This is a genomic window from Pseudomonas sp. NPDC088368 (assembly GCF_044753445.1).
GTDB lineage: Bacteria > Pseudomonadota > Gammaproteobacteria > Pseudomonadales > Pseudomonadaceae > Aquipseudomonas > Aquipseudomonas bambusae.
Genome location: NZ_JBIVNG010000004.1, coordinates 427,474 through 454,263, shown reverse-complemented (window position 1 = coordinate 454,263; position 26,790 = coordinate 427,474). Strand labels below are relative to the sequence as shown.

Sequence of the window (26,790 nt, the reverse complement as noted above, 5' to 3'; positions counted from 1 at the left end):
GCTCGCCCGGCGGTAAGCAGGGATTGTGGGTGGGGGGCAATTAAGACAAACGATTGGCTTGAAGCGCGGCGATGCCCACCTGCGCAACACAACAATCGCCCTGTCGCGGCATGACGTGCCGACGGTAGCATTTGCACGAACGCCACCGCGGCAACCCATGCTGCTACCGGTGAATATCAAACGGTAAAACCGCGTAGCGGAACCTTGATGCTATTTGTGCTCAGGCTGGAAGCGCACCACGATGCCCTTGAGCTTTTGCTGCTTGTCGAGCTGGTCGCGCAAGCGGTCAGCTTCGGCACGCTCGATCAACGGCCCGACGAAGACACGATTCACGCCATCCGACGTCCGGATGTACGCGTTGTAGCCTTGAGTGCGCAACGTTTTCTGCAGCGCGTCGGCGTTCGCCCGGTTCGACAGGCTGGCCACTTGGACAGCCCAGGTGATGGATAGACCGTTCGCATCGACACGGTTCGTGTCCTGAGCCAGCGCAGGGGGCGCGGCGGGTGCTGGAGCGGCTGCTTTTGCAGGGGCTGGCGCAGGTGCGGGCGCCGGAGCAGCCTGTTTGGCAGCAGGTGCGGGCTTGGATTGTGGCGCAGGCTTGGCTGGCGCAGGAGCAATCGGCATTGAAGGCGGCTGCGGATTGACCGGTTGCGTGGGCTGAGCCAATTCTTCGTCGCTTGGCACAGGCTCCTGCGGCAGCGGCTGCTGCTCGGGCACCGCCACCGGGTCAACTTTGATCTGCGCAGCGGCAGGCGCTTGAGGTGCCGACGGGGCGTCCACCTGAACATGGCGTGCTTCATCCTGACGCGAAAACAGCATCGGCAGAAAAATCACCGCAATGGCAATCAATACCAAGGCACCGACCATCCGCTGCTTGTACGCCTTATCCAGCAAAGCCATGTGTCACTTCCTCCGTGACGCGCCAGCAAGCCATTCCAGGGCCTCGGCTACGCAATAAAAAGACCCGAACAGAACGATTTCGTCGTCAGCCGTGGCGTGAGCGCACTGCGCTTCCAGCGCCTGCGCGACACTGGGGTAGGACGTCACGACTGCGCCAAGGTTCTGTAATGCCTCTGCAATCTCTTGTGCCGAGCGACTGCGCGGGGTTGGCAATGGCGCCACGGCCCAGCTGTCGAAACAGGCGGTCAGCTCGCTCAACACACCGTCCAGGTCCTTGTCGCTGAGCAGGCCGAATACCGCCAGACGCTTGCCCTTGACGGGACGCTGATTCAAACGCTGAGCGAGGAACACCGCTGCGTGCGGGTTGTGACCCACATCGAGCAGGACGTGCAGCGGCTTGCCCTGCCATTCGAACGAACGGCGATCAAGACGCCCCGTCACTCGCGTACTCGACAACGCTTGGCGAATCGACGCGTCGTGCCACGGCAAGCCCAGCAGCAGGTAAGCCTGCAACGCCAGTGCCGCGTTCTGCATCGGCAGATCGAGCAGCGGCAGATCGCGCAATTCAACGCGCTGGCCATCGGCACCCGTGCCGAACCAGTGCCAGCTCGATGCACCGAGGGTCAGATCGAAATCAGTGCCGCGCAGCGACAGCGGGCATTTCAAGGCGCTGGCTTGATCCAGCAATGGCTTAGGCGGGTCAATATCACCGCACAGCGCAGGACGACCTTCACGGAAAATGCCGGCCTTTTCGAACGCCACTGACTCACGGGTGTTACCGAGCCATTCGGCGTGATCGACGCCAATGCTGGTCACCAACGCCATGTCGGCGTCGATCAGGTTCACGGCATCCAGACGCCCACCCAGACCGACTTCAAGCACTACGGCGTCCAGCGCCGCCTGCTCAAACAGCCAGAACGCCGCGAGAGTGCCCATCTCGAAGTAGGTCAGAGATATATCGCCCCGCGCCTTCTCGATGACGTCGAATGCTTCACACAGCTGTTCGTCAGTGGCTTCGACGCCCTGCACCTGGACCCGCTCGTTGTAACGAACCAGGTGTGGCGAGCTGTAGACGCCCACCTTGAGGCCTTGTGCCTGAAGCAACGATGCCACGAACGCGCACGTCGATCCCTTGCCGTTGGTGCCCGTCACCGTGATGACACGCGGAGCGGGACGACGCAGGCCGATGTGCAGCGCCACCTGTCGCGACCGATCCAGACCCATGTCGATGGCCGACGGATGCAGTTGCTCCAGGTAGCTGAGCCAGTCGCTCAGAGAGCGTGCGGTCATATGTTGGCCGGTGCAGGGGGCACCACGATCGGCTCAAGTTTCGGCGCCACGAATTTAGGCGTCGGCAAACCCATCATTTGCGCCAGCAAGTTACCCAGACGCTGACGCAGCTCCTGACGGTGAACGATCATGTCGATCGCACCGTGATCCAGAAGGAATTCGCTGCGCTGGAAGCCTTCCGGCAGTTTTTCACGCACGGTCTGTTCAATGACGCGTGGACCGGCAAAGCCGATCAGGGCTTTCGGCTCGGCCACGATCACGTCGCCCAGCATCGCCAGACTGGCGGAAACGCCGCCGTAGACCGGGTCGGTCAGCACGGAAATGAACGGCAAGCCTTCTTCGCGCAGACGGGCCAGCACGGCAGAGGTCTTGGCCATCTGCATCAGGGAGATCAGCGCTTCCTGCATGCGGGCACCACCGGACGCCGCGAAGCAGATCATCGGGCAGCGTTTTTCCAATGCGTAGTTGGCAGCCTGCACGAAGCGCTCACCGACGATGGCGCCCATGGAGCCACCCATGAATGAGAATTCGAAGGCACTGCACACGACCGGCATGCCCAACAGGGTGCCGCTCATGGAAATCAGCGCGTCTTTTTCACCGGTCTGCTTTTGTGCAGCGGTCAGGCGGTCTTTGTACTTCTTGCTGTCGCGAAACTTCAGGCGGTCGACCGGCTCCAGGTCGGCACCGATCTCCTGACGGCCTTCGACGTCGAGGAAGATGTTCAGGCGCGCGCGGGCGTCGATACGCATGTGGTGGTTGCACTTCGGACAGACGTCAAGGGTCTTTTCCAGCTCTGGACGATAAAGCACCGCCTCGCAAGACGGACACTTGTGCCAGAGGCCCTCAGGTACCGAGCTTTTCTTGACCTCGGAACGCATGATCGAAGGGATCAGTTTGTCTACCAACCAGTTGCTCATGCTTTCTTTCTCCAGTACCGGTGGCCAGAACGCAGTGGCATCGAAGCCACGCGCATGCCTTTAAACTAAATTCGTGTGCAGTGCCGCGAAGTGTCCTGCAACGATCGGCGCCAACGCCTGACCTGCTGCCACGACACATTCGTCGACACTGCCCTCAACTGCTTACAGCGAAACGCTTGCACGTCTTCGCCCGTTCAATTTTGGCGACCCGCGAACCGTGGTCGCAGGGTAGTGGACGGCGACCGCCTGCCTGCCGTCACATCGGTGGCCATCACCACCGGAAAAAACGTTCAGGCCCCGTGGACCGCACTCATGAAGGCCCGGATCTTGTCGTGATCCTTGAGCCCCTTGGACTTTTCTACCCCGCCGCTGACGTCTACCGCGTAGGGACGAACCTGAGCAATCGCCTGCGACACATTGGCCGACGTCAATCCACCCGCCAGAATGATCGGTTTGCTCAACTGTTTTGGAATCAATGCCCAGTCGAAAGTTTCGCCCGTACCACCCGGCACGCCAGCCACAAACGTGTCGAGGAGGATACCGCTCGCCTTGTCGTACAGCGCGCAACTGGCGGCGATGTCGTCGCCAGCCTGGACCCGCAGGGCCTTGATCCACGGACGGTGGTAGCCCTCGCATTGTTCGGGGGTTTCATCGCCGTGGAATTGAATGAGGTCCAGGGGCACGACGTCGAGCAAGGCCTTGAGCGCCTCGCGTTCGGCGTTGACGACCAGCCCGACGGTACTCACGAATGGTGGCAATTGGGCGATGATCGCCTGCGCCTGCTCTGCCGTGACGGCCCGTGGACTCTTGGGGTAGAACACGAAGCCGATGGCATCGGCTCCCGCATCGACAGCGGCCAGCGCATCTTCTATGCAGGTAATCCCGCAGATCTTGCTGCGAACGGCTGACATGTAGTGAATACCTCAAGCCTTGCGAAAGTCACGGATGGTAGCAAATGCTGTTCCGGGCGTCAGCCGCCAAGTTCCGAGAAGCCTGTAAGAAAGTGCGGCCCGATGTAGCGTTCCGGCAACGGGAACTCGTCGCGGTATTCGACCTGAACCAGATAGAGGCCGAATGGGTGCGCCGTGACACCACCCGTACGCCGAATGCGACTTTCCAGCACTTCCTTCGCCCACTCGATGGGCCGTTCCCCTGCCCCGATAGTCATCAGCACGCCCGCGATATTGCGCACCATGTGGTGCAAAAACGCGTTGGCCCGAATGTCGATGACAATCATCTTGCCGTGACGCGTGACGCGCAGGTGGTGGAGTTGCTTGATCGGTGATTTGGCCTGGCATTGGCCGGCACGGAACGCGCTGAAATCGTGGGTACCCACGAGGTATTCCGCTGCCAGCGCCATGCGCTCGACGTCCAGCGGACGGTGGTTCCAAGTGATTTCCTGGCCCAGATGCGCGGGGCGAATCTGGTCGTTGTAGATCACGTAGCGATAGCGTCGGGCGATGGCTTTGAAGCGCGCGTGAAAGTGCGCAGGCATTTCCTTGGCCCACGTCACGCTGATGTCGTGAGGCAGGTTGATATTCGCGCCCATGGTCCAGGCTTTCATCGTGCGCACCGCCTGGGTGTCGAAGTGCACAACCTGGCCACAGGCGTGAACTCCGGCGTCGGTACGTCCGGCGCACATCAGGGAAACTGGCGAATCAGCGACTTTCGACAAGGCGTTTTCCAGGGTTTCCTGAACGGTCAGCACGCCGGTGGACTGGCGCTGCCAGCCGCTGTAGCGCGAACCTTTGTATTCCACGCCCAGTGCGATTCTGGAGAAACCTTCGTCGGCCATTTCGGAGGCCGCTGTTTCTGCCTCGGTGTCTGTAGTTGCCAAGTGCTTAAAGCCTGTCGATGTGCGCAAGGGCGGCCATTATACGGATGAAGGCAAAAGACGCCATTGGTGACCGACAAAGGCTGGGCAATCGCAGTCGTTGTAGGAGCGAATTCATTCGCGAGCGGGCCGTCTGGTCGACACATCTCTATCGCCGGGTAGATTTTTCGCGAATGAATTCGCTTCTACAGGTTTGTCCCCCCTTTATTGCCATAAACGAAAACGACCGCCGAAGCGGTCGTTGTCGATGCAGCGTGAAGGTTGTCAGACCAATCGCGACAGCATCTCGCGAGCTTCGGTCTTCTGGCCGTCGTCACCTTCAGCCACGACTTCATCGAGGATGTCACGGGCGCCATCGGCGTCGCCCATTTCGATGTAGGCGCGGGCCAGGTCCAGCTTGGTCGCCGCTTCATCGGTGCCTGACAGGAAGTCGAACTCCGGCTCGTCGTCCGCCAGCAGCGCGTCATCCTCGGTAAAGGTCGGCGCATCGTCGAACGGCTTGGCGATTGGCGGCTGTTCGAGACTGCTGGAAAGACGCTCAAGTTCAGCGTTGACGTCGTCGATCTCGGAGGCAAACGCTTCAGAAGCCTGATCGGTTTCGATCTCGTCCGCCAACGACAGGTCGAAGTCCGCGGGCAATTCGAGTTCGTCATCATGGCCCGGCTTGCTGGCGCCCAGATCGGCGGTGTCCTCGAACGGCGGCAAGTCGCTCAGTTCGTTGTCGAGACCCAACAGATAATCATCTTCGGCTTTGAGGGCGGGTTGGTCTTCCGACAGGTTAAGGTCGAAATCCGCCATGTTATCCGGTTCTGCCGCTTTCGCTTCAGTCTGTTCGCGCAGGATCGCGTCGAAATCCAGATCGTCCGCTGCCGCCCCACCAAACGGTGCGTCCAGGTCCAGATCATCAAGCCCGTTATCGGCATGAGGCGCGCTGTAATCTTTCACTTCGGCCGGAGAAGCGGCTTCCAGATCGTCCAGGCTGAGGTCGAACGCCGTGTCGAAATCGTCCGGTGGCTCAACGGCAGGTGCCGGAGTGGGTTCAGGCGCAGGCTCAGTTTCCGCCTTATCCGTCAGCAAATCCTCGACGTACCTGGCGTCCATTTCCGCAGCCAAAGCCGCCGCTGCTGCAACGCCTGCGGCCGCTGCGGCAGCCGCTGCCATGGCGGGATAGCGGGTCTTGAGCTGTTCGACTTCAGCGTGGTTCTTTCCCGTGGCCACCAGCTGCCGCTCTTGAGCGACGAAACCGGCCTGATTGTCCTGCTGAGCGTAGATTTCCATCAGTTTAAGACGCAGTTCGCTGCGCTGGGGGTCTTCTTTTATCGCCTCTTCCAGCAGTGCGGCGGCCTGGTTCGTACGGCCATAAGCGATGTGGATTTCCGCCTGGACCAGCACATCAGCCGGGCGCTCACGGGTCGGCTCGATGATGACGGCCGACAGAGGTGCCGGCTTTACCGCAGGCGGAGGCACCTCCAGACCCTCAAAACTGCTTTCAGGCATGTTCATGTCGGACGCAAAGTCGGACTCTTCGGCCAGCGCACGCGCCATTTGACGGTGTCTTTCAGCCTCAAGGATGGCGTTACGACGACGCACCAGCAGCAGGACCAGCAGCAACAAGACCAGAATGGCAGCACCACCGATCAACCCCATCAGCATCGGACTGGCGAGAATCTTGTCCAGCGAACTCTGGTTGTCGGGATTGACGGCATCAGGTGGCACCACCAACGGCTGATCAGGGGTTGCGCCAGTGACCTTGGCACCTTCGACCGGCAGCGCGTCTTCCGGCGCGATTTCATTCGGCGGCTTGCCAGCAGAATCCGGAGCAGCCGGTGGCGGCACGATCTGCGCAGGCATGGCCGGGTTCGCGGCGTTGTTCGGGTTGGTCACGCTGTTCGGGCTGACGGTGCCATTGGCATCGCTGGCCGGTGGCGGCGGAGGCACCGCAGCACCCGCCGCCTGCATCTTGGCCAGTTGATCGTTTTTCAGTTCGATCAAGCGCTGAAGCTTGTCGACCTGGCTTTGCAGATCACCCATCCGGCTTTTCAGCTCGGCGTTGTCGCGACGGGTGCTGTCCAGATTCTCCTGGGTCACCGCGAGTTTATTGCTCAGTTCGGCGTCGCCTGCCGCCCCTTTGGCGCCCGATTTGTTGCCCGAGACCAGGCTGAGGTTGTCCTTGGCGTCGATCTGCGCAGGGGCTGCACCGGCGCGGTCGCGACGGGTCGCATCCACTTGGCGGGCGCCAGTCGGTAAACGACGGCCTTCGCGCCAGGCGCGGTTCTGTTCCGCGACTTCGGCCACGGCACGCGGCTGCGGCGTGGCGGTGGCTTCCTGCGGCGACGGCAGGCGCAAGACCTGACCTTTCTTCAGCCGGTTGATGTTACCGGCGATGAAAGCATCGGGGTTCAACGCCTGAATCGCCAGCATGGTCTGTTGAACGGTGCCGCCATTGCGCACGCGCTCGGCGATCTCCCACAACGTGTCGTTGTTGGCGGTGGTGTATTGGGTATATTTCGGTTCTGGGGGCGCTGCCGGGGTTGGCGCTGGCGCCGGTGCAGGCGGTGTCTGGGTAACAGGGGCTTGAGCGGGAGCCGTCGCCGGAGCAGTTGAAGGCAGTTGAGCCGTGGCAGCGGCCGCCGCTTGCGGGGAGACCTTCGGCGGATCGAGCAACAAACTGTACTCGCGCAGCGCCCGGCCATTCGGCCAGAGCACTTGCACCAGGAATTTCACATAAGGGTCGCGGATGGGCTTGCTGGACGTGATGCGCAGAACGCTTTTGCCGCCCGGGGTCACGACGGGAGTGAACGTCAGGTCATCGAGCACTGCGGTTTTACCGACCCCCGCCTGGGCGAACTCGGCAGAGCTGGCCAGACTGGGCACCACCTGCGCTGAAGTGAGGTCCTGCACTTGCGTGAGTTCGATCTCGGCAAGCAGTGGCTGGTTCAGGCTCGACTTCACGGTCAAACCACCAAGGCCCAGCGCCTGCGCCATTCCGGATGACAACGCCGAGGCTGCAGCGATTGCTAAAACCAGTTTACGAACCTGAACCATAGCCCATCCCTTGTTTAAAATTTCCCCGGCGACCGAGAAGATAAAGCCTGCTAGGGCGTAGGGCGTTTCTACAACGCCACAGCTAGAATGATTCTTTGAATTGTTGGCAAGTATCTTTTACACAAGCTCTTTTATCAACAATTCAGCGACCTGCACAGCGTTCAGCGCTGCCCCCTTGCGCACATTGTCGGATGTAACCCAGAAGCTCAACTCGCACGCATCGTCGATACCGGCCCGCAAACGTCCTACATAGACAGCGTCCTGTCCCACCGCATCGCCCACTGGCGTCGGGTAATCGCCCGCATCCACGAGGTCGATTCCGTCCGCAGCATCCAGGGCAGACCCGACTGCAGCCAGATCGAACGCTGAAGCGGTCTGCACCGACACGCTCAGGCTGTCGCCAAAAAATACCGGCACTTGAATGCAGCTCGCGCCGACCTTGATTAAAGGCAGCGACAGCAGCTCACGCAACTCGTCGACCATACGTTTTTCCAGCGGGACGTGGCCTTGCGCATCCGGCACGCCGACCTGAGCGAGGACGTTGAACGCCATTTGCCGGTCAAACACGCGGGGTTCCAGCGGACGCACGTTGAGCAGCTCGGCGGTCTGGCGGGCCAGTTCGGTCACCCCTTCCCGCCCCAGACTGGACACTGCCATGCAGGCCGTCACGTTCACCCGACGGATGTCCAGGAGGTCCCGCAACGGCCCGAGCACCATCGCCAGCGCTGTTGCGCCGGGGCTTGGACACGCCACTTGAAAGGGTTTGGCCAGCCCGCTCAGCAACGCCCCGTTCACCTCGGGAATGAGATTCGGTGCTTGATCGACGGACAGGCCGCCCGACAGGTCGATCACCGAACAACCGGCCGCCGTCGCCCGGGGAGCGTAACTGCGAGTCACCGCAGGGCCCGCCGCAAAAAACACAAGATTCACTTTGCTGAAATCGAACGTGTCGACTTCGCGTACACGCACGTTCTTGCCTCGATACGCGACCGAACTGCCTGCCGACTCGACGCTGGCCAGCAAGTGCAGATCGCCCACAGGAAAGTCACGCTCTTCGAGAATCTGGACGATGGTTTCGCCGACAGTACCGGTGGCGCCGATCACGGCGATATCAAAGGACTGGCTCATGCAAAAACCTCAGAAAAATCGGGGGGCGGCACTTTAACCGCGAGAGGGACGCCAGGCAATTCGCCTGGCAAATACAACGCTGAACCGTCAGGGCTCCAGGCCTATCGTGAAGAACTCGCCATGGCTCCAGACGCCCAACCAGCGCTGTCCGTCAATGACGCGGGTAACCGCCAGGTCCACCAGTTGATAGAAGACGTTGCGATGGATCAGCGCCTCAAGATTGCTACGCACATGCACATAAGGCGCAGGTTCTTGAGTGACGGGGTCGATGCTGACCCGCAACGGGTGCTCGGCACTGGCGTCAATCACGTCATCGACCTGGGTGGTGAAACGCAAGATCTGTGACTCGCCCTCGCCTTCCACTTCCAGCAGGACAGCGACGAAGGGCGCATCGTCAACGGTGATACCGACTTTTTCTACGGGCGTGATCAGAAAGTAATCATCGCCGTCTCGCCGGATAATGGTGGAAAACAGCTTCACCATCGGCTTGCGGCCGATGGGCGTTCCCAGATAAAACCACGTGCCATCGCGGGCGATACGCATGTCGATATCACCGCAAAAATCCGGGTTCCACAGGTGTACAGGTGGCAAGCCTTTGCCGGTCTTGGGCAATTGCGCCAACAGGTCGTTGGCTTTTCCCGGACCACTCATACGCGACTCCTCAGCGGGCTTCGACGCCCAATAAGCTGCGAGCGTAATCCTCCATGGGTGGGCCTAGCAAATCTTCGGGCTTGGTGTCGTGCAGGGTGAGCAGGCCGCCACGGCTGTGAATGCGGGCGCTGTCGATCAGGTAACGGGTGTTGGTTTCAATCAGCATCAGTTGAATGACGCCGCTGTCGATGCCCAGACGGTCGAGGGCTTCCTGGTCGGACCACTCGTCAAAATTGCCGATACGGTCGTCTGCCTTGGCGAAACGGGTGTAGAGCAGATAATGCGCGCCTGCCGCGCGGGCTTCGTTCATGGCGTCGTCCAGTCCTTCAGGTGCGCGAGCGCGGCGGACCATCGGGAAGTATTCGATGAAGCCGTTGAACGCCTCTTCGGCAACGACGTTCGGGCGCGGGTACGCCCCACCCGGCGGGGCGAACGCACCTTGAGCGATATAAATGAAGGAGTCCGGTTGCAGGCGGAAATTGTTGATCCGCCGCGTCGAGCTGTGGTCCAGCAGACCCGCGTCGCTGAGCTCGTCATGGGCGCCCTGTGCCAGATCGCTGACGTGCATGCAGCCACTCAAGGCCAGGACAGCCAGCAGTAAAACCAGACTACGCATTGTTTCCTCCAAAGTCCGACGACGGAAAACCGGCGAATGGCCGGGTAATGCAGCTTTTGCGCCATGTCGAACAATTGGGGAAGGGCCCGTCAGCCGCCAATAATCTTCATCACCGTCGCGCCACCCGAAAACGCCACGGCCTGCTTGTCATCCAGCGCTTTGATCAACAGACGTTGCAGCGCAGGCAAGGCTTGATGGCGCGGCTTGTCCAGCAGATCACCCACGTAGTGCCGATTGCTGGAAGACAAGCAGCCATGCAGCCAGCCCGTGGACGAGAGCCGCAAGCGCGAACACGTCCGACAGAACGGCACGCTTTCGTTGGCAATCACGCCAAAATACCCCTTGCCCGGAATCCGGTAGCGCACGGCGGTCGCATCCACCGGCGCGTCCGCCTGCTGGTATTCGTGATGCGCGCCTATCAGCGACAGCAGCCGGTCCAGGCTGACGAATTGCCGATGGAAACCGTTGGCGTCGTTCGCCAGATGCCCCATGCGCATGAGCTCAATGAAGCGCAACTCGTAGCCGCGCTCAAGGCAGTAATCGAGCAGCGGGACGACCTGATCCAGATTACTGTCGAGCAAAGGGACCATGTTGACCTTGATCTGCAGCCCGGCCGCCCTCGCCTGCTCCATGCCCTCCAGCACGGTGGCCAGATCGCCGCCACGGGCAATGGCTCTGAACGCTGACGGGTCTAGCGTATCGAGGGACACGTTGATCCGGCGGATGCCCGCATCCAGCAGGATCGGCAGTTTGCGGGACAGCAACTGCGCATTAGTGGTCAGGCTGATGTCGGCCAGCCCCATGCGCCCCACCTGGCTCATGAAACGCTCGAAGCGAGGACTCACCAGTGGCTCACCCCCGGTGATGCGCAACCGCTCGATGCCCGCCGCTTCGATCAGGTATTCCACGCCCCGGATCATCGCCTCGGCAGACAGTTCATTGCGCGCAGCCACCAACCGCTTGCCGTCGGGCACGCAGTAGGTACAGGCGTAATTGCACGCAGACGTCAGACTGATTCGCAAATTGCGAAAACGTCGGCCTTGGCGATCAACGATCATGAAAGCTCCGAGAGGTTAGGCAGCGCGCAAAAGCTGACTCATAAATCAGCTTTTAGCAAGCGTCATTCCGGACAGAGACTGTCATGAAGCGAGCGAGCAACCGCAGGGTGCCCTCTGACCCGCTTCATCAAGGGAACATCACTCAGTTGCCGGGGACTTCCGGCTTGGGGTCGTGGCCGATTTCAGGGTCACGCTTGCGCTTGTTGCCCATGCGCACACCAATGTCCATCAGGAACTGGAAGAAGCCTTCCTGATCTTCCAGCACATTGCTCCAGAACGGCGAGTGATACAGCGCCACTGCGCCGTGCACCAAAGCCCAAGCGGCGCAGTAATGGAAATACGGCGGAACGTCTTCCAGCTTGCCTTCGGAAATGCGGCCTTTGATCAGCAGCGTCAAACGTTCGAAGTTCGAGGCACGGATCTTGTGCAGTTGGTCAACCATCTCAGGCACTTGATTGCCCTTGACCACTTTCTCTTCCAGACGGTCGAACAGGCGATAGCGCTGCGGATCACGCATGCGAAATTCGAAATACGCGCGGGACAATGCTTCCTTGTCCTTGTCGACGTCGGCGGAGTGCAGCAGTTCGTTCAAATCGCGCTCGTAGTCGAGCATCAGGCGCAGGTAAATTTCCGCCTTCGATTTGAAATGCTTGTAGATGGTGCCTTTGCCGATGCCCACGGCATCCGCGATCATCTCGACGGTAACGCTGTCTTCACCCTGTTCAAGAAACAGCTTTAACGCGATGTCGAGAATTTCCTGCTCACGGCGGCGAAACTCACGGACTTTACGAGGTTCTTTCTGCATAGGAAGAGACTGTCGGTTCAAAATCGAAGCCGCACATTATGCCTAATCGGTTTCAAATTGCACGGATCATCCGACGATGTTCATGTTCAAGACCGATTAAGCCGCAACAGCTGCGTTTTTGACCGGCTACGCCGCATCAGTCCTCGTTGCGAACGTTGGATGACGTGCTTTGCGGTATCAACAAACGGCTGGGTATTCCAAAACTGTTTAAAAAACGTACAGCCATGCGCTGGACGCCTGCGGAATATGACCAATACTTAACACGTCGGTGCGGCATCTCCCCCAAGTGCTGGCACCGGTAAAGACACCAATGGATAGCGTGTCTTTGTTTACTCCTAATGGTCTTAACCCGGATTCACCCCCCAGAACCCGGGTTTTTTTTGCCCGTCATTTAACACCGCGCCTCAGGCCGACCTCACCCGGGCCAGCGGGAACAGGCGCTTGAAATTGTCAGTGGTCTGCTCGGCGAAACGCTCGAAGCTCTCCCCTCTGAGCATCGCCAGAAACTCGGCCACTTCACGCACGTATTGCGGCAGGTTGGACTTGCCACGGTAGGGAATCGGCGCCAGATACGGCGAATCCGTTTCCACCAGCAGACGATCGGCCGGGACTTTGCTCGCCACATCCCGCAGCGCATCGGCATTGCGGAAGGTTACGATGCCTGACAGCGAAATGTAGAACCCGAGGTCCAGCGCGGCCTTCGCCATGTCCCAGTCTTCGGTGAAGCAATGCAGCACGCCCGCCTGAGGCAACGCGGCTTCACGCAGCAGTTCAAGCGTGTCAGACCGAGCGCCACGGGTGTGAACGATCACCGGTTTGCCTGTCCGGTTCGCAGCCTCTAAGTGCAAGCGGAAGGACGCTTGCTGCAGTTCGGCCGCTTCTGGCTCGTAGTGATAATCCAGGCCGGTTTCGCCAATCGCCACCACCCGGGGGTGATTCAACTCGCCGAGCAGCCACTCCAGCGCGAGGGCTTCGCCCGGTTTAACGTCCAACGGGTGAATGCCCACCGAACAGTCCACGTCGTCATAACGATCAGCCAGGGCTTTGACGTCGCTGGCGTTGTCGGCGCTGACACCGATACACAGAAAATGCCCGACACCCCGTCCGCGCGCCGCTTCCAGCGCATTATCGAGAGAGCCTGCGTGTTGGGTGAGATCGAGACGATCAAGGTGACAATGGGAATCTACGAGCATGGGAACCGGAACAATTTACATCGTGTGAGTGGGACGGTCGGATTTGAGGGCGCCGGCCAAGTAGTTTTCGATCATGTTGCGGGCGGTGTTGTCGCCGTCGTTGAACTGCACGCCAACGCCCGCCGCGCGGTTGCCCTGGGCGCCTTTGGGCGTGATCCAGGTAACTTTGCCCGCGACCGGGATTTTTTCAGGCTCGTCCATCAGGTTGAGCAGCATGAACACCTCATCTCCCAGCTTGTAGCTCTTGCTGGTGGGGATGAACAGGCCGCCATTCTTGATGAACGGCATGTAGGCGGCGTACAGGACAGACTTGTCCTTGATGGTCAGGGACAGGATGCCGTTACGTGGACCCGGGCTCAGGGGGACGCTCATCTCAACTTCCTCATGGGTACTGATGTCATGCAGATGGCCAGTCTACCCCTGTCCGGTCAGAGATGCCCACTGCACCAATAACGCTTCGAGCAACAAAACACGATTGAGGTTCGCTTTCGACAACACTTTCTGGCGCTGAAGCAGCACCCAGTCCTGCATCGCGAGGACTTTACCCTGTGGGGACTTCTGCGCCAGGTACTGCAACACCTTGCGCATGTCGGCCAGTCCCAGCCCGGTTTCGTCTTCGGTGAGCTGATAGCGCAGGATCAGGTTCGACCAGTCGCAGAACCAGTCGAAAAGCAGCAACAGCGGGACGTCTTTCCAGCCCTCAGCCAATTGCGTCGGCGATTGCTGGCCTTTAAGAAGCTTCTTGACCCCATCGACCACCAGTGCACGCTGTTCACGCACGCCTTGGGCCTGAAGACTGATGGCGGCCAGCGGCGAACCTGCGGCCAGGGTCAGCAGTTCGACCCGTTCTTCGTCGGTGCAGTCCGGCAACGCATCAGCCAGCCACGCGACACTCATCGCTTCGCTCGGCAACGGACAGGCCTGTTGCACGCAGCGGCTTTTGATCGTCGGCAACAGACGGCTCGGTTGATGACTGACGAGCAACAGCACGGTATCGCCGGACGGCTCTTCAAGGCTTTTCAGCAACGCGTTGGCGGCGTTGATGTTCATCGATTCGACCGGTTCGATCAGCACCACCTTGCGCCCGCCCATCTGCGCGGTTTGCACCACGAAGCTGACCAGATCGCGCACCTGATCGACCTTGATCGCCTTGTCCGCTTCTTCCGGCTCCAATACGTAATTGTCCGGATGGCTGCCGGCCGCGAGCAGCGAACAGGACTTACACTGCCCGCACGCTTCAAGCCCGGAGGGACGCTGACACATCAACAGATGCATCAGGCGCTCAGCCAGCGCCCGCTTACCAATACCAGCCGGACCATGCAGCAAATAGGCGTGGGCATGTTGAGTGCGTCCGGCCAGTTGCTGCCAGAGGTTTTGTTGCCAAGGATAGGCTTCAGCCATGCTGACGATCCGCCAGCCGCTTGAGCAGGTCCGGCACCAGTTCGTCGAGAGACGCTTGCACCTGATCCAGCGGCAGCGCGGCGTTCACCAGACGATAACGGTCAGGCGCTGCGGCAGCACGGTTCAGGTAGGTGCTGCGCACCGCGTCGAAAAACGCACGGCCTTCCTGCTCGAAACGATCCAGGCGACCACGGGCGGTGGCGCGGGCCAGACCGATTTCCACGGGCAGGTCGAACACCAGCGTCAGGTCCGGGCGCAACGCCCCTTGAACGAACGCTTCCAGCACGGCAATGCGCTCGACCGACAGGCCACGGCCGCCACCTTGATAGGCGTAGGTGGCATCGGTGAAACGATCACACAGGACCACCGCGCCCCGGGCCAGCGCCGGACGAATCACGCCTGCCAGGTGCTGCGCACGGGCCGCGAAGACCAGCAGCAGTTCAGTGTCGGCGTCCATGGTTTCGTCGCTGGGTGCCAGCAACAATTCACGAATACGCTCGGCCAACGGCGTGCCGCCGGGTTCACGGGTCAACACCACGTCGATACCGTGGCTGCGCAGGCGTTCGGCGAGGTGTTCACGGTTGGTGCTTTTGCCAGCACCCTCCGGGCCTTCCAGCGTAATAAACAAACCAGTCACAGGCAGTCCTTAATCAGAGTCATTGAGGGCGCGATTCGGCTTTATCGGCCTTGTCACTGGCCTCAGTCAGCGGCTGCGGTTTTTCAGCATTCGACGGTTCAGTCGTGGAAGGCTCAGCCCTCGACGACTCAGGCGTCGTAGTCTTTGAAGCGCCCTGCTCTGGTGGCTTCTCATCCGAAGCGGGCACTTGGGGCACCGGTGTCGGCACCGACTCCACCGCAGGCTTTTCTGTGGTCGGCACAGGATCGACGTCCGACGTTGGCACAATAGCCGGTGGCGACGCAGGCGCCGGGCTGGAGCGATAGTCCGCCCGACGTTTGATCTGGTATTCCTTGACCGCCGCATTATGGGCGTCGAGATCAGCCGAGAACACGTGACTGCCATCCCCTTTCGCAACGAAATACAGGCTGTTGCCGGCCACCGGATTCATCGCGGCATGAATGGCTTCACGCCCCACCATCGAAATAGGCGTCGGCGGCAGCCCCGAGACCACGTAGGTGTTGTAAGGCGTAGCCTCTTTCAAGAACGCCCGCGTGATCTTGCCGTTGTAACGTTCGCCCAGGCCGTAGATCACCGTAGGATCGGTCTGCAACAACATGCCCTGTTGCAAGCGACGCACGAACACCCCGGCGATCTGCCCGCGTTCCTGTGGCACGCCCGTTTCTTTTTCCACCAACGACGCCATGATCAACGCCTGATAAGGGTCGACATAAGGAACGTCGGCAGCGCGCTTGTCCCATTCCTCTTGCAGCACATCGTCGAGACGGTTGTATGCCTGCTTGAGCAACTCGACGTCGGTCATGCCGCGCACGTAGCGATAGGTGTCAGGAAAGAACCGGCCTTCCGGGAAGACGTTCGGATGGCCGATCTTGGTCATCAGTTCGCTGTCGCTCAGGTTAACGAGGGTTTGTTCCAGCTTGGGCTGCTTGGCCAATGCCGCGCGCACCTGACGGAAATTCCAGCCCTCGACCAGCGTCAGGCTGTATTGCACCACTTCGCCCTTCTGCCACAGCCCCAGCAGCGACTTGGCGTTCATGCCCGGGGTCATGCGGTATTCGCCGCTGTGCAGCGACTGGCCCGCGAGGTTGAAGCGCCAGTAAAGACGCAGCCAGAGCGCGTCCTTGAGAATGCCTTCGCTTTCCAGACGGTTGAGCACGCCGGTGGGCGACGCACCCGATGGCACGTCGAGCAGGCGCTCTTGCGTCAAATTCAACGGTTGTTGCAGCGCGTTGTTCTGCTGCCAGAAGGCCAGACCCAACAACAGCCCTGCCAGAACCACACCCGTTTCCAGCAAGACGAAAAATTTTCGGATCACGAATCAGATATCCAGAAGCCCGCGGACGAGGTTTTGCAGTTTACGGGTGACAGGGCCAACGGGCCAGTTCAGTTGCTCGAAGGCGCGCACTGGCCAGATGCCGTACACGCTGTTGCACACGAACACCTCATCGGCTTTTTGCAGGTCGGAAAGGCTCAGGTCCAAGGCACGCGCAGGGAGGTTGTTCTGCTCGGCCAAGGCCAGCAACTCTGCTCGCATGACTCCGGCCACGCCGCAGCGGGTCAGGTCCGGCGTCAACAGCACGCCGCCCTTGATCATGAACAGGTTGCTGTAGACAGCCTCGACGACACGGCCGGAGGTATCGCGCATCAGGCCTTCGGCGTGTTCGGCATCGTTCCACTCCGCGCGGGCCAGGACCTGCTCCAGACGATTGAGGTGCTTGAGCCCCGCCAACAGGGGTTGCTCAGCGAGGCGCGTGCGACAGCGAAACAACCGAATGCCGTGTTCAGCGTGAGCCGCAGGGTAGGCAGGCAACGCGCTGGATTGAAGCAGCCGCCGAGGTTGGGCACCTGAGGTCGGCGCATAGCCACGCAGACCGTCGCCACGGGTGACCATCAGCTTCATGACCCCTTCGTTCATCTGCGCCGCAAACGCCAGACACTCGCGTTCGATCAGCGGAAGATCGAGCGTCATGGCCAGGCGTTTGCCACCCCGCGCAAGACGCTCCAGATGCCGTTCGAAGAGCAGTGGCTGGCCCGCCTTGACCAGGATGGTCTCGAACAGGCCGTCGCCGTAGGCCAGGCCCCGATCCTTGACGGACAGGGCATCGGCCGGCACACCATCGATCCAGCTCGGGATCATTCCGCGAACCGACGGAACACCAGCGAGCCGTTGGTGCCGCCAAACCCGAATGAGTTGGACACCACGACATCGATCGGCATGCTGCGAGGCTCATGAGGCACGAAGTCCAGATCGCAACCTTCGCCCGGCTCATCGAGGTTGATGGTCGGAGGGGCCACCTGACCATTGATCGCCAGCACACTGAAGATCGCTTCAATGGCACCGGCTGCACCCAACAGGTGACCTGTCATGGATTTGGTCGAACTGACAGCCAGCTCACGGGCGTATTCGCCGAAAACCGATTTGATCGCACGAACTTCAGCCAGATCACCTGCCGGGGTCGAGGTGCCGTGGGCGTTGATGTACTGCACCTGATCGCGGCCGATTTTCGCATCACGCAACGCATTGGCGATGCAGCGGGCCGCGCCAGCCCCGTCTTCCGGGGGCGACGTCATGTGAAACGCGTCGCCGCTCATACCGAAACCGATCAGCTCTGCGTAGATGGTCGCGCCACGCGCCTTGGCGTGCTCCAGCTCTTCGAGCACCAATGCACCGGCACCGTCGGACAGCACGAAACCGTCACGGCCCTTGTCCCACGGACGGCTGGCACGGGTTGGTTCGTCATTGCGGGTCGACAGCGCGCGGGACGCGCCAAAGCCGCCCATGCCCAGACCGCAGGCCGCCATTTCTGCGCCGCCAGCGATCATCACGTCGGCTTCGTCGTACGCAATGTTGCGTGCCGCCATGCCGATGCAATGGGTGCTGGTGGTGCACGCCGTGGCGATGGCGTAGTTCGGCCCCTGCGCACCCAGATGGATCGACAGGAAACCGGAAATCATGTTGATGATCGAGCCCGGCACGAAGAACGGGGAAATCTTGCCCGGCCCCTGATCGTGCAGCAAACGGCTGGTGTTCTCGATGTTGGTCAGACCGCCGATACCGGAGCCCATAGCCACACCGATACGCTCGCGATTGGCGTCGGTGATTTCGATACCCGCGTTACGCACGGCCTGAAAGCTGGCCGCCAGACCGTATTGAATGAAGAGATCGAGACGCCGCGCCTCTTTGGGCGACAGGTAATCCTCGACCTTGAATCCTTTGACCGAACCGCCGAAGCGAGTCGTGTAAGCCGAAAGGTCCGTGTGTTCGATAAGGCCAATGCCACTCTGGCCAGCCAGAATGCCTTGCCAGGTACTGGGCACATCGTTGCCCAATGGCGTCAGCATACCCATACCGGTGACCACGACGCGTCTACGCGACACAGGACTCTCCTTTTTTCTATTGACGAAACGCTGCACTGTTTAAAGAAAAAACCGCACGCCAAAGGCAGTGCGGTTTTTCCCTGACAGCGAGCAACGATTACAAAGTCTTAAGCCTGATGGCTGGTGACGTAATCGATAGCAGCTTGAACAGTGGTGATCTTCTCGGCTTCTTCGTCAGGGATTTCGGTCTCGAATTCCTCTTCCAGAGCCATGACCAGCTCAACGGTGTCAAGGGAGTCGGCACCCAGGTCTTCAACGAAAGAAGCGGTGTTGGTGACTTCTTCTGCCTTGACGCCAAGTTGTTCGGCAACGATTTTCTTGACGCGCTCTTCGATGGTGCTCATACCGTGTGTTAACTCCTAGTGGACAAATTCGGGCAGCTGGCCGGTGGGTAAGTGTATAGAAGAGGTTTTGCGCATTTCAAGCTAAACGCAATTCCCGCTACGCCCATCGACCCTCTGCCCATTAATAGATTTCAGCTTTATAACGGATTTTAGACAGCCCGTATGACATTTTTTCGATACGGGAAGTCACATGTACATGCCGCCGTTAACGGGGATTGTAGCCCCGGTAACGTAGCCTGCACCTTCCGAGGCAAGAAAAGCGACCACGTGCGCGATCTCTTCGGCCTGCCCCAGTCGACCCAGTGGAATCTGGGTCGTCAGGGAATCACGTTGTGCTTCCGGCAACTCACGGGTCATGTCGGTATCGATGAAACCCGGCGTTACCGAGTTCACGGTCACTGCCCGCGAACCAACTTCACGCGCCAATGCGCGGCTGAAACCTTCCAGACCCGCTTTCGCGGCGGCGTAGTTTACTTGACCGGCGTTGCCCATGGCACCTACAACCGAACCAATGCTGATGATACGCCCCCAACGCGCCTTGGTCATACCACGCAGGACGCCCTTGGTCAGGCGGTACAGGCTGGTCAGGTTGGTGTTGATGACGTCATGCCACTCGTCATCTTTCATCCGCATCATCAGGTTGTCACGGGTGATACCGGCGTTATTGACCAGGATCAACGGTGCGCCAACGCGCTCGGTGATCTGTGCGAGAACGGCGCTGACCGACTCATCGCTACCGACGTCCAGTGCCAGGCCGAAACCTTCGATACCGTTTTCCTTGAAGTAGGCGGTAATTTTCTCGGCACCGGCTTCGGACGTCGCAGTACCAACCACGATGGCACCATTACGGCCCAGTTCCAGAGCGATAGCCTGGCCAATGCCACGGCTCGCGCCGGTGACCAGTGCAACTTTACCCTGACTCATGCAATTCTCCTTATCAGGCCAGCGCCGCACGGGTGGCGGCGAAAGCATCGGGGGTATTGAGGTTGGAAGTGTTGACGCCCTCGGCGCAACGCTTGTTCAGACCGGCCAGCACTTTGCCCGGACCGCATTCCACCAGTTGCAGCGCGCCATTGGCGGCCAGGGCCTGGATCGACTCGACCCAGCGAACCGGCTTGTACAACTGTTGCAGCAAATCGGTTTTCAGCGTTTCAAGGTCCGAAACCACGCTGGCGCTGACGTTTTGCACCAGCGGGATCTGCGGCGCCTGCCAGTCGATGGCGGCGATGGACTCCGCGAAACGCTCAGCCGCCGGACGCATCAGCTCACAGTGCGAAGGCACGCTGACGGGCAACGGCAGTGCGCGCTTGGCGCCCTTGGCCTTGCACACGTCAATGGCGCGATCAACGGCAGCCTTGGCTCCAGCGATCACCACTTGGCCCGGCGAGTTGAAATTCACGGCGCTGACCACATCCCCCTGGGCCGCTTCGGCACAGGCTGCGATGACGTCGGCGTCTTCAAGACCGAGAATGGCCGCCATGCCGCCCTGACCCGCAGGCACGGCTTCCTGCATCAACTGACCACGACGCTCCACCAGCTTGACCGCGTCAGCCAACGACAGGCTGCCTGCAGCGACCAAGGCGCTGTATTCACCCAAGCTGTGACCGGCGACGAACGCAGGACGCACGCCACCTTCGGCCAGCCACAGACGCCACAGGGCGATCGATGCGGTCAGGATGGCAGGCTGGGTTTTGTCGGTCTGATTGAGGCTTTCTTCCGGACCTTGTTGGGTCAGTGCCCAGAGGTCATAGCCCAATGCGTCGGAGGCTTCTTTGAACGTGTCCAGCACCAACGGGTACTGCGCGCCCAGCTCGGCGAGCATGCCGAGGGACTGCGAGCCCTGGCCCGGAAAGACGAATGCGACGGAAGCAGACATTAAAAAGCCCCTGATTATTGTCGTCTAAAAAAACGCTCGACCTGGCCGAACGCGAGAAAATTCAAAGTGTTACGACTGGCCAGTAGGATGACCCGCCAGTCACGAGGGTCACATTCTACTACAGCAATTCTTCCAGACGCCCATGGAGACGCTCCGGTAAATTCTCCTGAATTTCGATCAAGGCCCGCTGAATGGCGCTCTGGAAGCCCTGAACCCCTGCCGAGCCATGACTCTTCACTACAATCCCCTGCAAGCCGAGAAAACTGGCGCCGTTGTGCCGCGCCGGTGCCAGATCAGCCTTGAGCCGCTTGAGCAACGGCATCGCCAACGCACCCACGGCCTTCGACAGCACATTCTGTCGGAACAAGGTTTCAATTCGCTCACCGATCATGGTCGCCAGACCCTCGCTGGATTTCAGCAGGATATTGCCGACGAACCCGTCACAGACCACCACGTCCGCCTCACCGCGATACAGGCCGTCGCCCTCGATGAAGCCGATGTAATTGAGGCCCGGCGCGGCCTGCAACAGGCTCGACGCCAGCTTGACCTGCTGATTGCCCTTGATGTCTTCTGTGCCGACATTGAGGAGTGCGACCTTTGGCCGCGCCACGCCCAACGCTTCAGCAGCCACCGAGCCCATCACGGCGAACTGATACAGGTTCTCTGCGCTGCAATCGACGTTGGCGCCCAGATCGAGCAGCTGGCAGTAACCACGCTGCGTTGGAATGGCAGCGACCATGGCGGGACGATCAATGCCCGGCAGGGTCTTGAGGACAAAACGCGACAGCGCCATCAGGGCCCCAGTGTTGCCTGCGCTCACGCAGGCCTGCACCTTGTCCTCGGCCAACAGACGCAATGCGACACGCATGGAAGAATCAGGCTTGCCCCGCAACGCCAGAGACGGACGATCATCCATGGTGATGACTTCGCTGGCGTTCACGACGAGCAGGCGAGACCGATCGACACCAGAGTGGCGGGCGATGAGTTCTTCAAGAAGGGATTCTTGACCGACGAGGGTCAGGTGAAGCGAGGGTGTAGCGAGCAGGCAGGCAATACTGGCCTGAACAATGCTGCGGGGACCGAAGTCCCCGCCCATTGCGTCGATCGCGATGACCGGAGCGGACAAGAAATTACTCGTCAGCGCCCTTGTCGATCACTTTACGGCCACGGTATACGCCTTCTGGCGATACGTGGTGACGCAGGTGAACTTCACCGGTGGTTTTTTCTACAGACAGGGTGCTAGCCTCGAGAGCGTCGTGCGAACGGCGCATGTCACGGGCAGAGCGGGATTTTTTGTTCTGCTGAACAGCCATAATTGATTAACTCCTAAACGTTTGGGTCACGCTTTAACTGCGCCAATACACTGAACGGGTTGGACCGCGTTACCTCGTCCACGCTCGGTTCGGGCTCATCGGCGCCCGCCGGCTGCTGGCATTCTTTCGGATCATGAAGAGGCACGATGGGCAAGGCGAGCAGAAGCTCCTCCTCGATCAAGGCCTTCAGATCCAATGGATCTTCGCCGAGTTCCAGCACGTCATAGCCTTGCGGCAACGACTGGGTGTTTGCACCCTCCTTCACCACGGCGTAACTGCATTCGCTGTGGATCGGCAAGGTGACCAGCTCAAGACAACGCTGGCAAACCATTTTGACTTCAACGTCGATTTCGCTGTGGATAACCACGGCGCGTCGCTCGTCTTTTTCAAAAACGAATTTCGCCTGCACTGTACCGAGATTGTCAGCAAGCGGGTCGCAGAGTCTCTCCAAATCAGCCAGCAGCACTTCGCCCTGAAGGGTAGTGCCACGATCAGCTAATTTGCGTGGGTCAACGTGAGGTGGAATCGGGTCATTCAACATAGGCGCAGCATTCTAGGGATGACCCCGACGACTGTCAAAGGAAATTCAGGGCTGTTCGCAACCTGACCTGCTGATTACACTCGACTTTCACGTTTCGGAGAACCCCATGCTGCCTCTGCTCCTTGCCTCCAGCTCGCCTTATCGTCGGGAATTGCTCGAACGCCTGCGCCTGCCGTTCGTCTGGGCGTCGCCAGACATTGATGAAAGCCACCGCCCGCTGGAGCCGGCCTCCGAACTGGTGAAGCGCCTGGCCCGGGAAAAGCCATGGCCTTGGCCGCACAGTATCCGGATCACCTCATCATCGGCTCCGACCAGGTGGCCGTGCTGGACGAGCAGATACTGGGCAAACCTCACACCTTCGAACGCGCCCTGCAGCAGCTCAGCGACAGCAGCGGCAAAAGCGTGAGCTTCCTGACAGGCCTTGCGCTGTACAACAGCCAGACAGGCCAGTGCCAGGTCGATTGCGTGCCGTTCACCGTGCACATGCGCGACCTCGATCACGACCGCATCAGCCGCTACCTCCACGCCGAGCAACCCTACGATTGCGCGGGCAGCTTCAAGGCCGAAGGACTGGGCGTGAGCCTGTTCCGCAGCACCGAAGGCCCCGATGCCACCAGCTTGATCGGCCTTCCTTTAATAAGGCTGGTTGACATGTTGATGGCCGAGGGCGTGGCAATCCCGTAATTCTTTTTTGAATGCCACAAAAAACCCGACCAATGGCCGGGTTTTTCACACACAGCGAAATCAGCGCAGCGAGGGGCCTGCGAAACCTGCCCACATTGCGATCTGCTCGGCAACGCTGGAGCCCAGCTTCTTGGAGAAGCGGTCAAACGGTGATTCCTGAACGGTGTAATCCACCAGGTTTTTCTCGCCGATCACGTCGCGAGCGACTGAGCTGGCACTGCCTAGCCCATCGACCAACCCAAGACCCACCGCTTGTTCGCCAGTCCACACCAGGCCGGAAAACAGCTCGGGATGGTCTTTGTCTTTCAACCGATCACCTCGCCCTGCTTTCACGCTGGCAATGAACTGCTTGTGAGTCGTGTCCAGTACGGTCTGCCAGAACGCCGTTTCATCAGGCTTCGGCGCCTGGAACGGGTCAAGGAACGCCTTGTGCTCACCCGACGTGTACGTACGGCGGTCCACACCCAATTTCTCCATGGTGCCTACGAAACCGAAACCAGCCGCCGTCACACCGATGGAGCCCACGAGACTGGCCTTGTCCGCGTAAATCTGATCCGCCGCACTGGCGATGTAGTAAGCGCCCGAGGCGCCGAGGTCAGTGATCACCGCGTACACCTTGATGTCTGGCTTCTTGGCGCGCAGGCGGCGGATTTCATCGTAGATGTAACCCGATTGCACCGGACTGCCTCCCGGGCTGTTGATGCGCAGGATCACGCCCTTGGTCTTCTCATCGTCGAATGCCGCACGCAGACTGCCTACAATGTTGTCAGCACTGGCCGCTTCAGTGTCGGCGATCATGCCTTTCACTTCGATCAGCGCCGTGTGACTGCTACTGCGCGACGCGCTTTTGCCGAAGTTCATCAGCGGCGAGAACATGGCGAGCGCCACGAACAGATAAATAAAGGTCAGGGATTTGAAGAAGATCCCCCAGCGACGAGTGCGCCGATGCTCTTGAACGTTCGCCAGCAGCGTCTTTTCCAGCAGTTTCCAGCTCTTTGCATCACCTGCGTCGTCCCGCTCTTGCGAAGACGGTGATTTCCATTCATCCGACATACAGCTTTACCCCAACGAAGACTCAACAACACGCGCACCCAGCCAGGTACGCAACTCGGAAAAATGATTGATGGCCAGTCGCGGCTCGTATTGCAGCAGGGTATCCAGCGCCTGGGCGCCATACCCGACGGCGACCGAATCCATCCCGGCGTTGCGGGCCATCTGCAGGTCGAACGACGCATCGCCGACCATCAGCGCTTTTTCGGGCGCGACGCCACAGTGTTGCAGGATTTCGTTGAGCATCAGCGGGTCTGGCTTGCTGGCCGTTTCATCCGCCGCACGGGTGGCGTCGAAGTAGTCGAGCCAGCCATGGGCCTTGAGCACACGATCCAGCCCGCGTCGGGCCTTGCCGGTCGCGACTGCCATCCGGTAGCCCTCGGCCCGGAAGGCCTCCAGGGACTCACGCACACCCTCGAACAACGTCGAAGGCTCAACGTCCATGGCCATGTAACAGTCAGCGTAGTGCTGACGAAAATCGATCAGATCGTTGCCGGAAATGTCCGGGTACAACGTACGAATCGCTTCCGGCAAGCCCAGGCCGATGATGCCTTTGATGGCCAGATCGTCCCGCACCGGGCGCCCTGCCCGCAATGCGGCTTCGCGCATGGCGTCGACGATACGGCCAACGGAGTCGGACAGCGTGCCGTCCCAGTCAAAAATCAGCAGTTCGTAATCACGGCGCACTCAACAATCGCTCCACGGTCTTGGCCCACATTTCATCGACGGGCGCTTGCAGTTCCAGCTTGCCGCCATCGGGCAGCGGCACGACCAACGCGTAAGCATGCAAGAACAGACGCTTGCCGCCAAGGTCGCGAATCTCGCGGGTAAAGTCCTCGTCGCCGTACTTGCTGTCCCCAGCGATGCTGTGTCCGGCGTGCAGCGTGTGCACACGAATCTGGTGGGTACGCCCGGTGATCGGACGCGCCTCGACCATGGTCGCAAAGTCGCCGAAACGGCGCAGCACCTTGAACAGTGTCAGGGCCTCTTTGCCCTCTTCGTTCACTTCGACCATGCGCTCGCCGGAGCGTAGGTTGCTTTTAAGCAGCGGTGCACGCACCTGCTTCTGGGCCGTTGGCCAATTGCCACGGACCAGCGCCATATAGCGCTTATCCACGCCATCGCCACGCAACTGCTCATGCAAATGCCGCAACATGCTGCGTTTCTTCGCGATCATCAGCAAACCGGACGTGTCACGGTCCAGGCGGTGCACCAGCTCCAGCTCCTTGGCATCGGGACGCAACTGACGAAAGGCTTCGATGACTCCAAAACTCAGGCCACTGCCGCCATGGACCGCGATGCCAGCGGGCTTGTTGAGGACGATCAGGCCTTTGTCTTCATAAACGATGGCCGCTTCCAGGCGCTGTAACAGCCCCTGCGCCACAGGCACAGGTTCGTCGCGCTCAGGCACCCGAACGGGTGGAACGCGCACAATGTCGCCCGCCTGAAGCTTGTACTCGGGCTTGATCCGCCCCTTGTTCACGCGCACTTCGCCTTTGCGCAATATGCGGTAAATCAAGGTCTTGGGAACGCCCTTGAGGTACGTGATCAGAAAATTGTCGATGCGTTGACCGGCGTATTCCGGCGCAACCTCTACCAGCTGGACGCCGGGGGTTGGGGGGGTGATATTCGTCATGGCGCAAATCATAACAATTTTTTATGGATTTGAAGCACTTAATGATTGCTGCTATAGTCGCGAACGCCGCCAAAAGCGGCCTGGACAGCGGACAAACGGTATGACAACCGGCCCTGACCAACGCAATTCACGAGGGCGCGAGGCCGTCCTACGAGGCTTTCGGTGACAACGGAAGATCAGTGAGCGTAACGAGCGCAGGTGACATGAGGCCTGAAACAAGCCGGATCGCAGAGTGAAACACTCGCCATCGAGGCCCACGTTCAAGGCCAGTTCACAAAGTGCAGTCGCTGGCGATCGCTCCGGGCGAATGTGTCGGAAACCACGCCTTAATTTGAGCCATGAGGCGCGGACTTCCCATCGAAGTTCGCGTAAATGCAAACCCGCTGCGGATTCAGCGCGCGGCAGCACCCGAATTATCAGGGATACGTGTGGGGTGGAGACGCACAACCGTCGGACTGTGTAGCAAAAGGCTTTATAAAGACGCTTCATATCG

General features: G+C 60.1%; 26 protein-coding genes and 2 pseudogenes. 1 reads left to right on the top strand and 27 read right to left on the bottom strand.

Translation table 11 applies throughout. The annotated features are described in order from the left end of the window. Positions 1-210: 210 nt before the first annotated feature. From ACIQAL_RS11175 to ACIQAL_RS11060, 24 genes and pseudogenes are all read right to left on the bottom strand, one after another. On the bottom strand, positions 211-900 hold the full coding sequence (locus ACIQAL_RS11175) for an SPOR domain-containing protein (RefSeq protein WP_401145189.1): 690 nt from the start codon (positions 898-900) through the stop codon (positions 211-213). Then, positions 884-2,190: pseudogene (gene folC / locus ACIQAL_RS11170) on the bottom strand (bifunctional tetrahydrofolate synthase/dihydrofolate synthase). Before folC ends, ACIQAL_RS11175 begins: the two are co-directional and overlap by 17 nt. Then, entirely contained in the window at positions 2,187-3,107 is a 921-nt protein-coding gene (accD, locus tag ACIQAL_RS11165; protein WP_166596779.1) for an acetyl-CoA carboxylase, carboxyltransferase subunit beta, read from the bottom strand. Before accD ends, folC begins: the two are co-directional and overlap by 4 nt. A gap of 290 nt (positions 3,108-3,397) precedes the next feature. Continuing rightward, positions 3,398-4,018: a phosphoribosylanthranilate isomerase gene (locus ACIQAL_RS11160; RefSeq protein WP_401145187.1), complete on the bottom strand. Its 621-nt coding sequence runs from the start codon at positions 4,016-4,018 to the stop codon at positions 3,398-3,400. A 59-nt stretch (positions 4,019-4,077) separates the two neighbouring features. Further along, the gene (gene truA, locus ACIQAL_RS11155) at positions 4,078-4,902 is read right to left on the bottom strand and encodes a tRNA pseudouridine(38-40) synthase TruA (RefSeq protein WP_166596801.1); all 825 of its coding nucleotides are present in this window, start codon (positions 4,900-4,902) and stop codon (positions 4,078-4,080) included. A gap of 303 nt (positions 4,903-5,205) precedes the next feature. After that, positions 5,206-7,986 carry a FimV/HubP family polar landmark protein gene (locus tag ACIQAL_RS11150; RefSeq protein WP_401145185.1) on the bottom strand — a complete coding sequence of 927 codons (2,781 nt, stop codon included), beginning with the start codon at positions 7,984-7,986 and terminating at the stop codon, positions 5,206-5,208. A 117-nt stretch (positions 7,987-8,103) separates the two neighbouring features. Continuing rightward, positions 8,104-9,114 carry an aspartate-semialdehyde dehydrogenase gene (locus ACIQAL_RS11145; protein WP_401145183.1) on the bottom strand — a complete coding sequence of 337 codons (1,011 nt, stop codon included), beginning with the start codon at positions 9,112-9,114 and terminating at the stop codon, positions 8,104-8,106. 87 nt (positions 9,115-9,201) lie between these two features. Continuing rightward, positions 9,202-9,765, bottom strand: a complete 564-nt coding sequence (locus ACIQAL_RS11140; protein ID WP_401145181.1) for a DUF1285 domain-containing protein — start codon at positions 9,763-9,765, stop codon at positions 9,202-9,204. Between the two features lie 10 nt (positions 9,766-9,775). Next, a complete protein-coding gene (locus ACIQAL_RS11135; RefSeq protein WP_401145179.1) occupies positions 9,776-10,381 on the bottom strand; it encodes a DUF4823 domain-containing protein in 606 nt (201 codons plus the stop codon). A gap of 89 nt (positions 10,382-10,470) precedes the next feature. After that, positions 10,471-11,439, bottom strand: a complete 969-nt coding sequence (locus ACIQAL_RS11130; RefSeq protein WP_401145177.1) for a GTP 3',8-cyclase MoaA — start codon at positions 11,437-11,439, stop codon at positions 10,471-10,473. 142 nt (positions 11,440-11,581) lie between these two features. Continuing rightward, positions 11,582-12,244 carry a TetR/AcrR family transcriptional regulator gene (locus tag ACIQAL_RS11125; protein WP_401145175.1) on the bottom strand — a complete coding sequence of 221 codons (663 nt, stop codon included), beginning with the start codon at positions 12,242-12,244 and terminating at the stop codon, positions 11,582-11,584. 404 nt (positions 12,245-12,648) lie between these two features. Continuing rightward, on the bottom strand, positions 12,649-13,437 hold the full coding sequence (locus ACIQAL_RS11120) for a TatD family hydrolase (RefSeq protein ID WP_401145173.1): 789 nt from the start codon (positions 13,435-13,437) through the stop codon (positions 12,649-12,651). 15 nt (positions 13,438-13,452) lie between these two features. Then, positions 13,453-13,809: a PilZ domain-containing protein gene (locus ACIQAL_RS11115; protein WP_037011754.1), complete on the bottom strand. Its 357-nt coding sequence runs from the start codon at positions 13,807-13,809 to the stop codon at positions 13,453-13,455. 42 nt (positions 13,810-13,851) lie between these two features. Then, complete coding sequence (locus tag ACIQAL_RS11110) at positions 13,852-14,838, bottom strand: DNA polymerase III subunit delta' (RefSeq protein WP_401145171.1); 987 nt, start codon at positions 14,836-14,838, stop codon at positions 13,852-13,854. Next, the gene (gene tmk, locus ACIQAL_RS11105; RefSeq protein WP_401145169.1) at positions 14,831-15,475 is read right to left on the bottom strand and encodes a dTMP kinase; all 645 of its coding nucleotides are present in this window, start codon (positions 15,473-15,475) and stop codon (positions 14,831-14,833) included. Before tmk ends, ACIQAL_RS11110 begins: the two co-directional genes overlap by 8 nt. 19 nt (positions 15,476-15,494) lie before the next feature. Beyond that, positions 15,495-16,790 (bottom strand): endolytic transglycosylase MltG, encoded by a 1,296-nt coding sequence (mltG, locus tag ACIQAL_RS11100; protein WP_401145167.1) that lies wholly within the window; start codon positions 16,788-16,790, stop codon positions 15,495-15,497. Between the two features lie 3 nt (positions 16,791-16,793). Next, the gene (gene pabC, locus ACIQAL_RS11095) at positions 16,794-17,609 is read right to left on the bottom strand and encodes an aminodeoxychorismate lyase (protein WP_401145328.1); all 816 of its coding nucleotides are present in this window, start codon (positions 17,607-17,609) and stop codon (positions 16,794-16,796) included. Beyond that, positions 17,609-18,853 (bottom strand): beta-ketoacyl-ACP synthase II, encoded by a 1,245-nt coding sequence (gene fabF / locus ACIQAL_RS11090; protein ID WP_401145165.1) that lies wholly within the window; start codon positions 18,851-18,853, stop codon positions 17,609-17,611. The genes pabC and fabF overlap by 1 nt, the downstream gene beginning before the upstream one ends. 107 nt (positions 18,854-18,960) lie before the next feature. Then, positions 18,961-19,197 carry an acyl carrier protein gene (gene acpP / locus ACIQAL_RS11085; RefSeq protein WP_401145163.1) on the bottom strand — a complete coding sequence of 79 codons (237 nt, stop codon included), beginning with the start codon at positions 19,195-19,197 and terminating at the stop codon, positions 18,961-18,963. Positions 19,198-19,383: 186 nt separating this feature from the next. Further along, the gene (fabG, locus tag ACIQAL_RS11080; protein ID WP_401145161.1) at positions 19,384-20,121 is read right to left on the bottom strand and encodes a 3-oxoacyl-ACP reductase FabG; all 738 of its coding nucleotides are present in this window, start codon (positions 20,119-20,121) and stop codon (positions 19,384-19,386) included. A gap of 13 nt (positions 20,122-20,134) precedes the next feature. Continuing rightward, entirely contained in the window at positions 20,135-21,073 is a 939-nt protein-coding gene (gene fabD, locus ACIQAL_RS11075) for an ACP S-malonyltransferase (protein WP_341963323.1), read from the bottom strand. A gap of 118 nt (positions 21,074-21,191) precedes the next feature. Then, positions 21,192-22,199 (bottom strand): phosphate acyltransferase PlsX, encoded by a 1,008-nt coding sequence (plsX, locus tag ACIQAL_RS11070; protein ID WP_166596764.1) that lies wholly within the window; start codon positions 22,197-22,199, stop codon positions 21,192-21,194. Between the two features lie 4 nt (positions 22,200-22,203). Next, positions 22,204-22,386, bottom strand: a complete 183-nt coding sequence (gene rpmF, locus ACIQAL_RS11065) for a 50S ribosomal protein L32 (RefSeq protein ID WP_003179396.1) — start codon at positions 22,384-22,386, stop codon at positions 22,204-22,206. A 13-nt stretch (positions 22,387-22,399) separates the two neighbouring features. Next, positions 22,400-22,927 (bottom strand): YceD family protein, encoded by a 528-nt coding sequence (locus ACIQAL_RS11060; RefSeq protein WP_166596763.1) that lies wholly within the window; start codon positions 22,925-22,927, stop codon positions 22,400-22,402. 106 nt (positions 22,928-23,033) lie between these two features. Between ACIQAL_RS11060 and ACIQAL_RS11055 the strand changes: the two are divergent. Beyond that, a pseudogene (locus tag ACIQAL_RS11055) lies at positions 23,034-23,611 on the top strand (Maf family protein). A gap of 60 nt (positions 23,612-23,671) precedes the next feature. On the opposite strand, the gene sppA reads toward ACIQAL_RS11055, so the two are convergent. From sppA to rluC, 3 genes are read right to left on the bottom strand one after another with little or no spacing between them, the layout of a single operon-like run. Next, positions 23,672-24,664 carry a signal peptide peptidase SppA gene (gene sppA / locus ACIQAL_RS11050; RefSeq protein ID WP_401145158.1) on the bottom strand — a complete coding sequence of 331 codons (993 nt, stop codon included), beginning with the start codon at positions 24,662-24,664 and terminating at the stop codon, positions 23,672-23,674. 6 nt (positions 24,665-24,670) lie between these two features. After that, positions 24,671-25,348, bottom strand: coding sequence for an HAD-IA family hydrolase (locus ACIQAL_RS11045; protein WP_401145156.1), 678 nt, complete (start codon positions 25,346-25,348; stop codon positions 24,671-24,673). Further along, the gene (gene rluC / locus ACIQAL_RS11040; protein WP_341963203.1) at positions 25,338-26,297 is read right to left on the bottom strand and encodes a 23S rRNA pseudouridine(955/2504/2580) synthase RluC; all 960 of its coding nucleotides are present in this window, start codon (positions 26,295-26,297) and stop codon (positions 25,338-25,340) included. Before rluC ends, ACIQAL_RS11045 begins: the two co-directional genes overlap by 11 nt. Between the last annotated feature and the right edge of the window lie 493 nt (positions 26,298-26,790).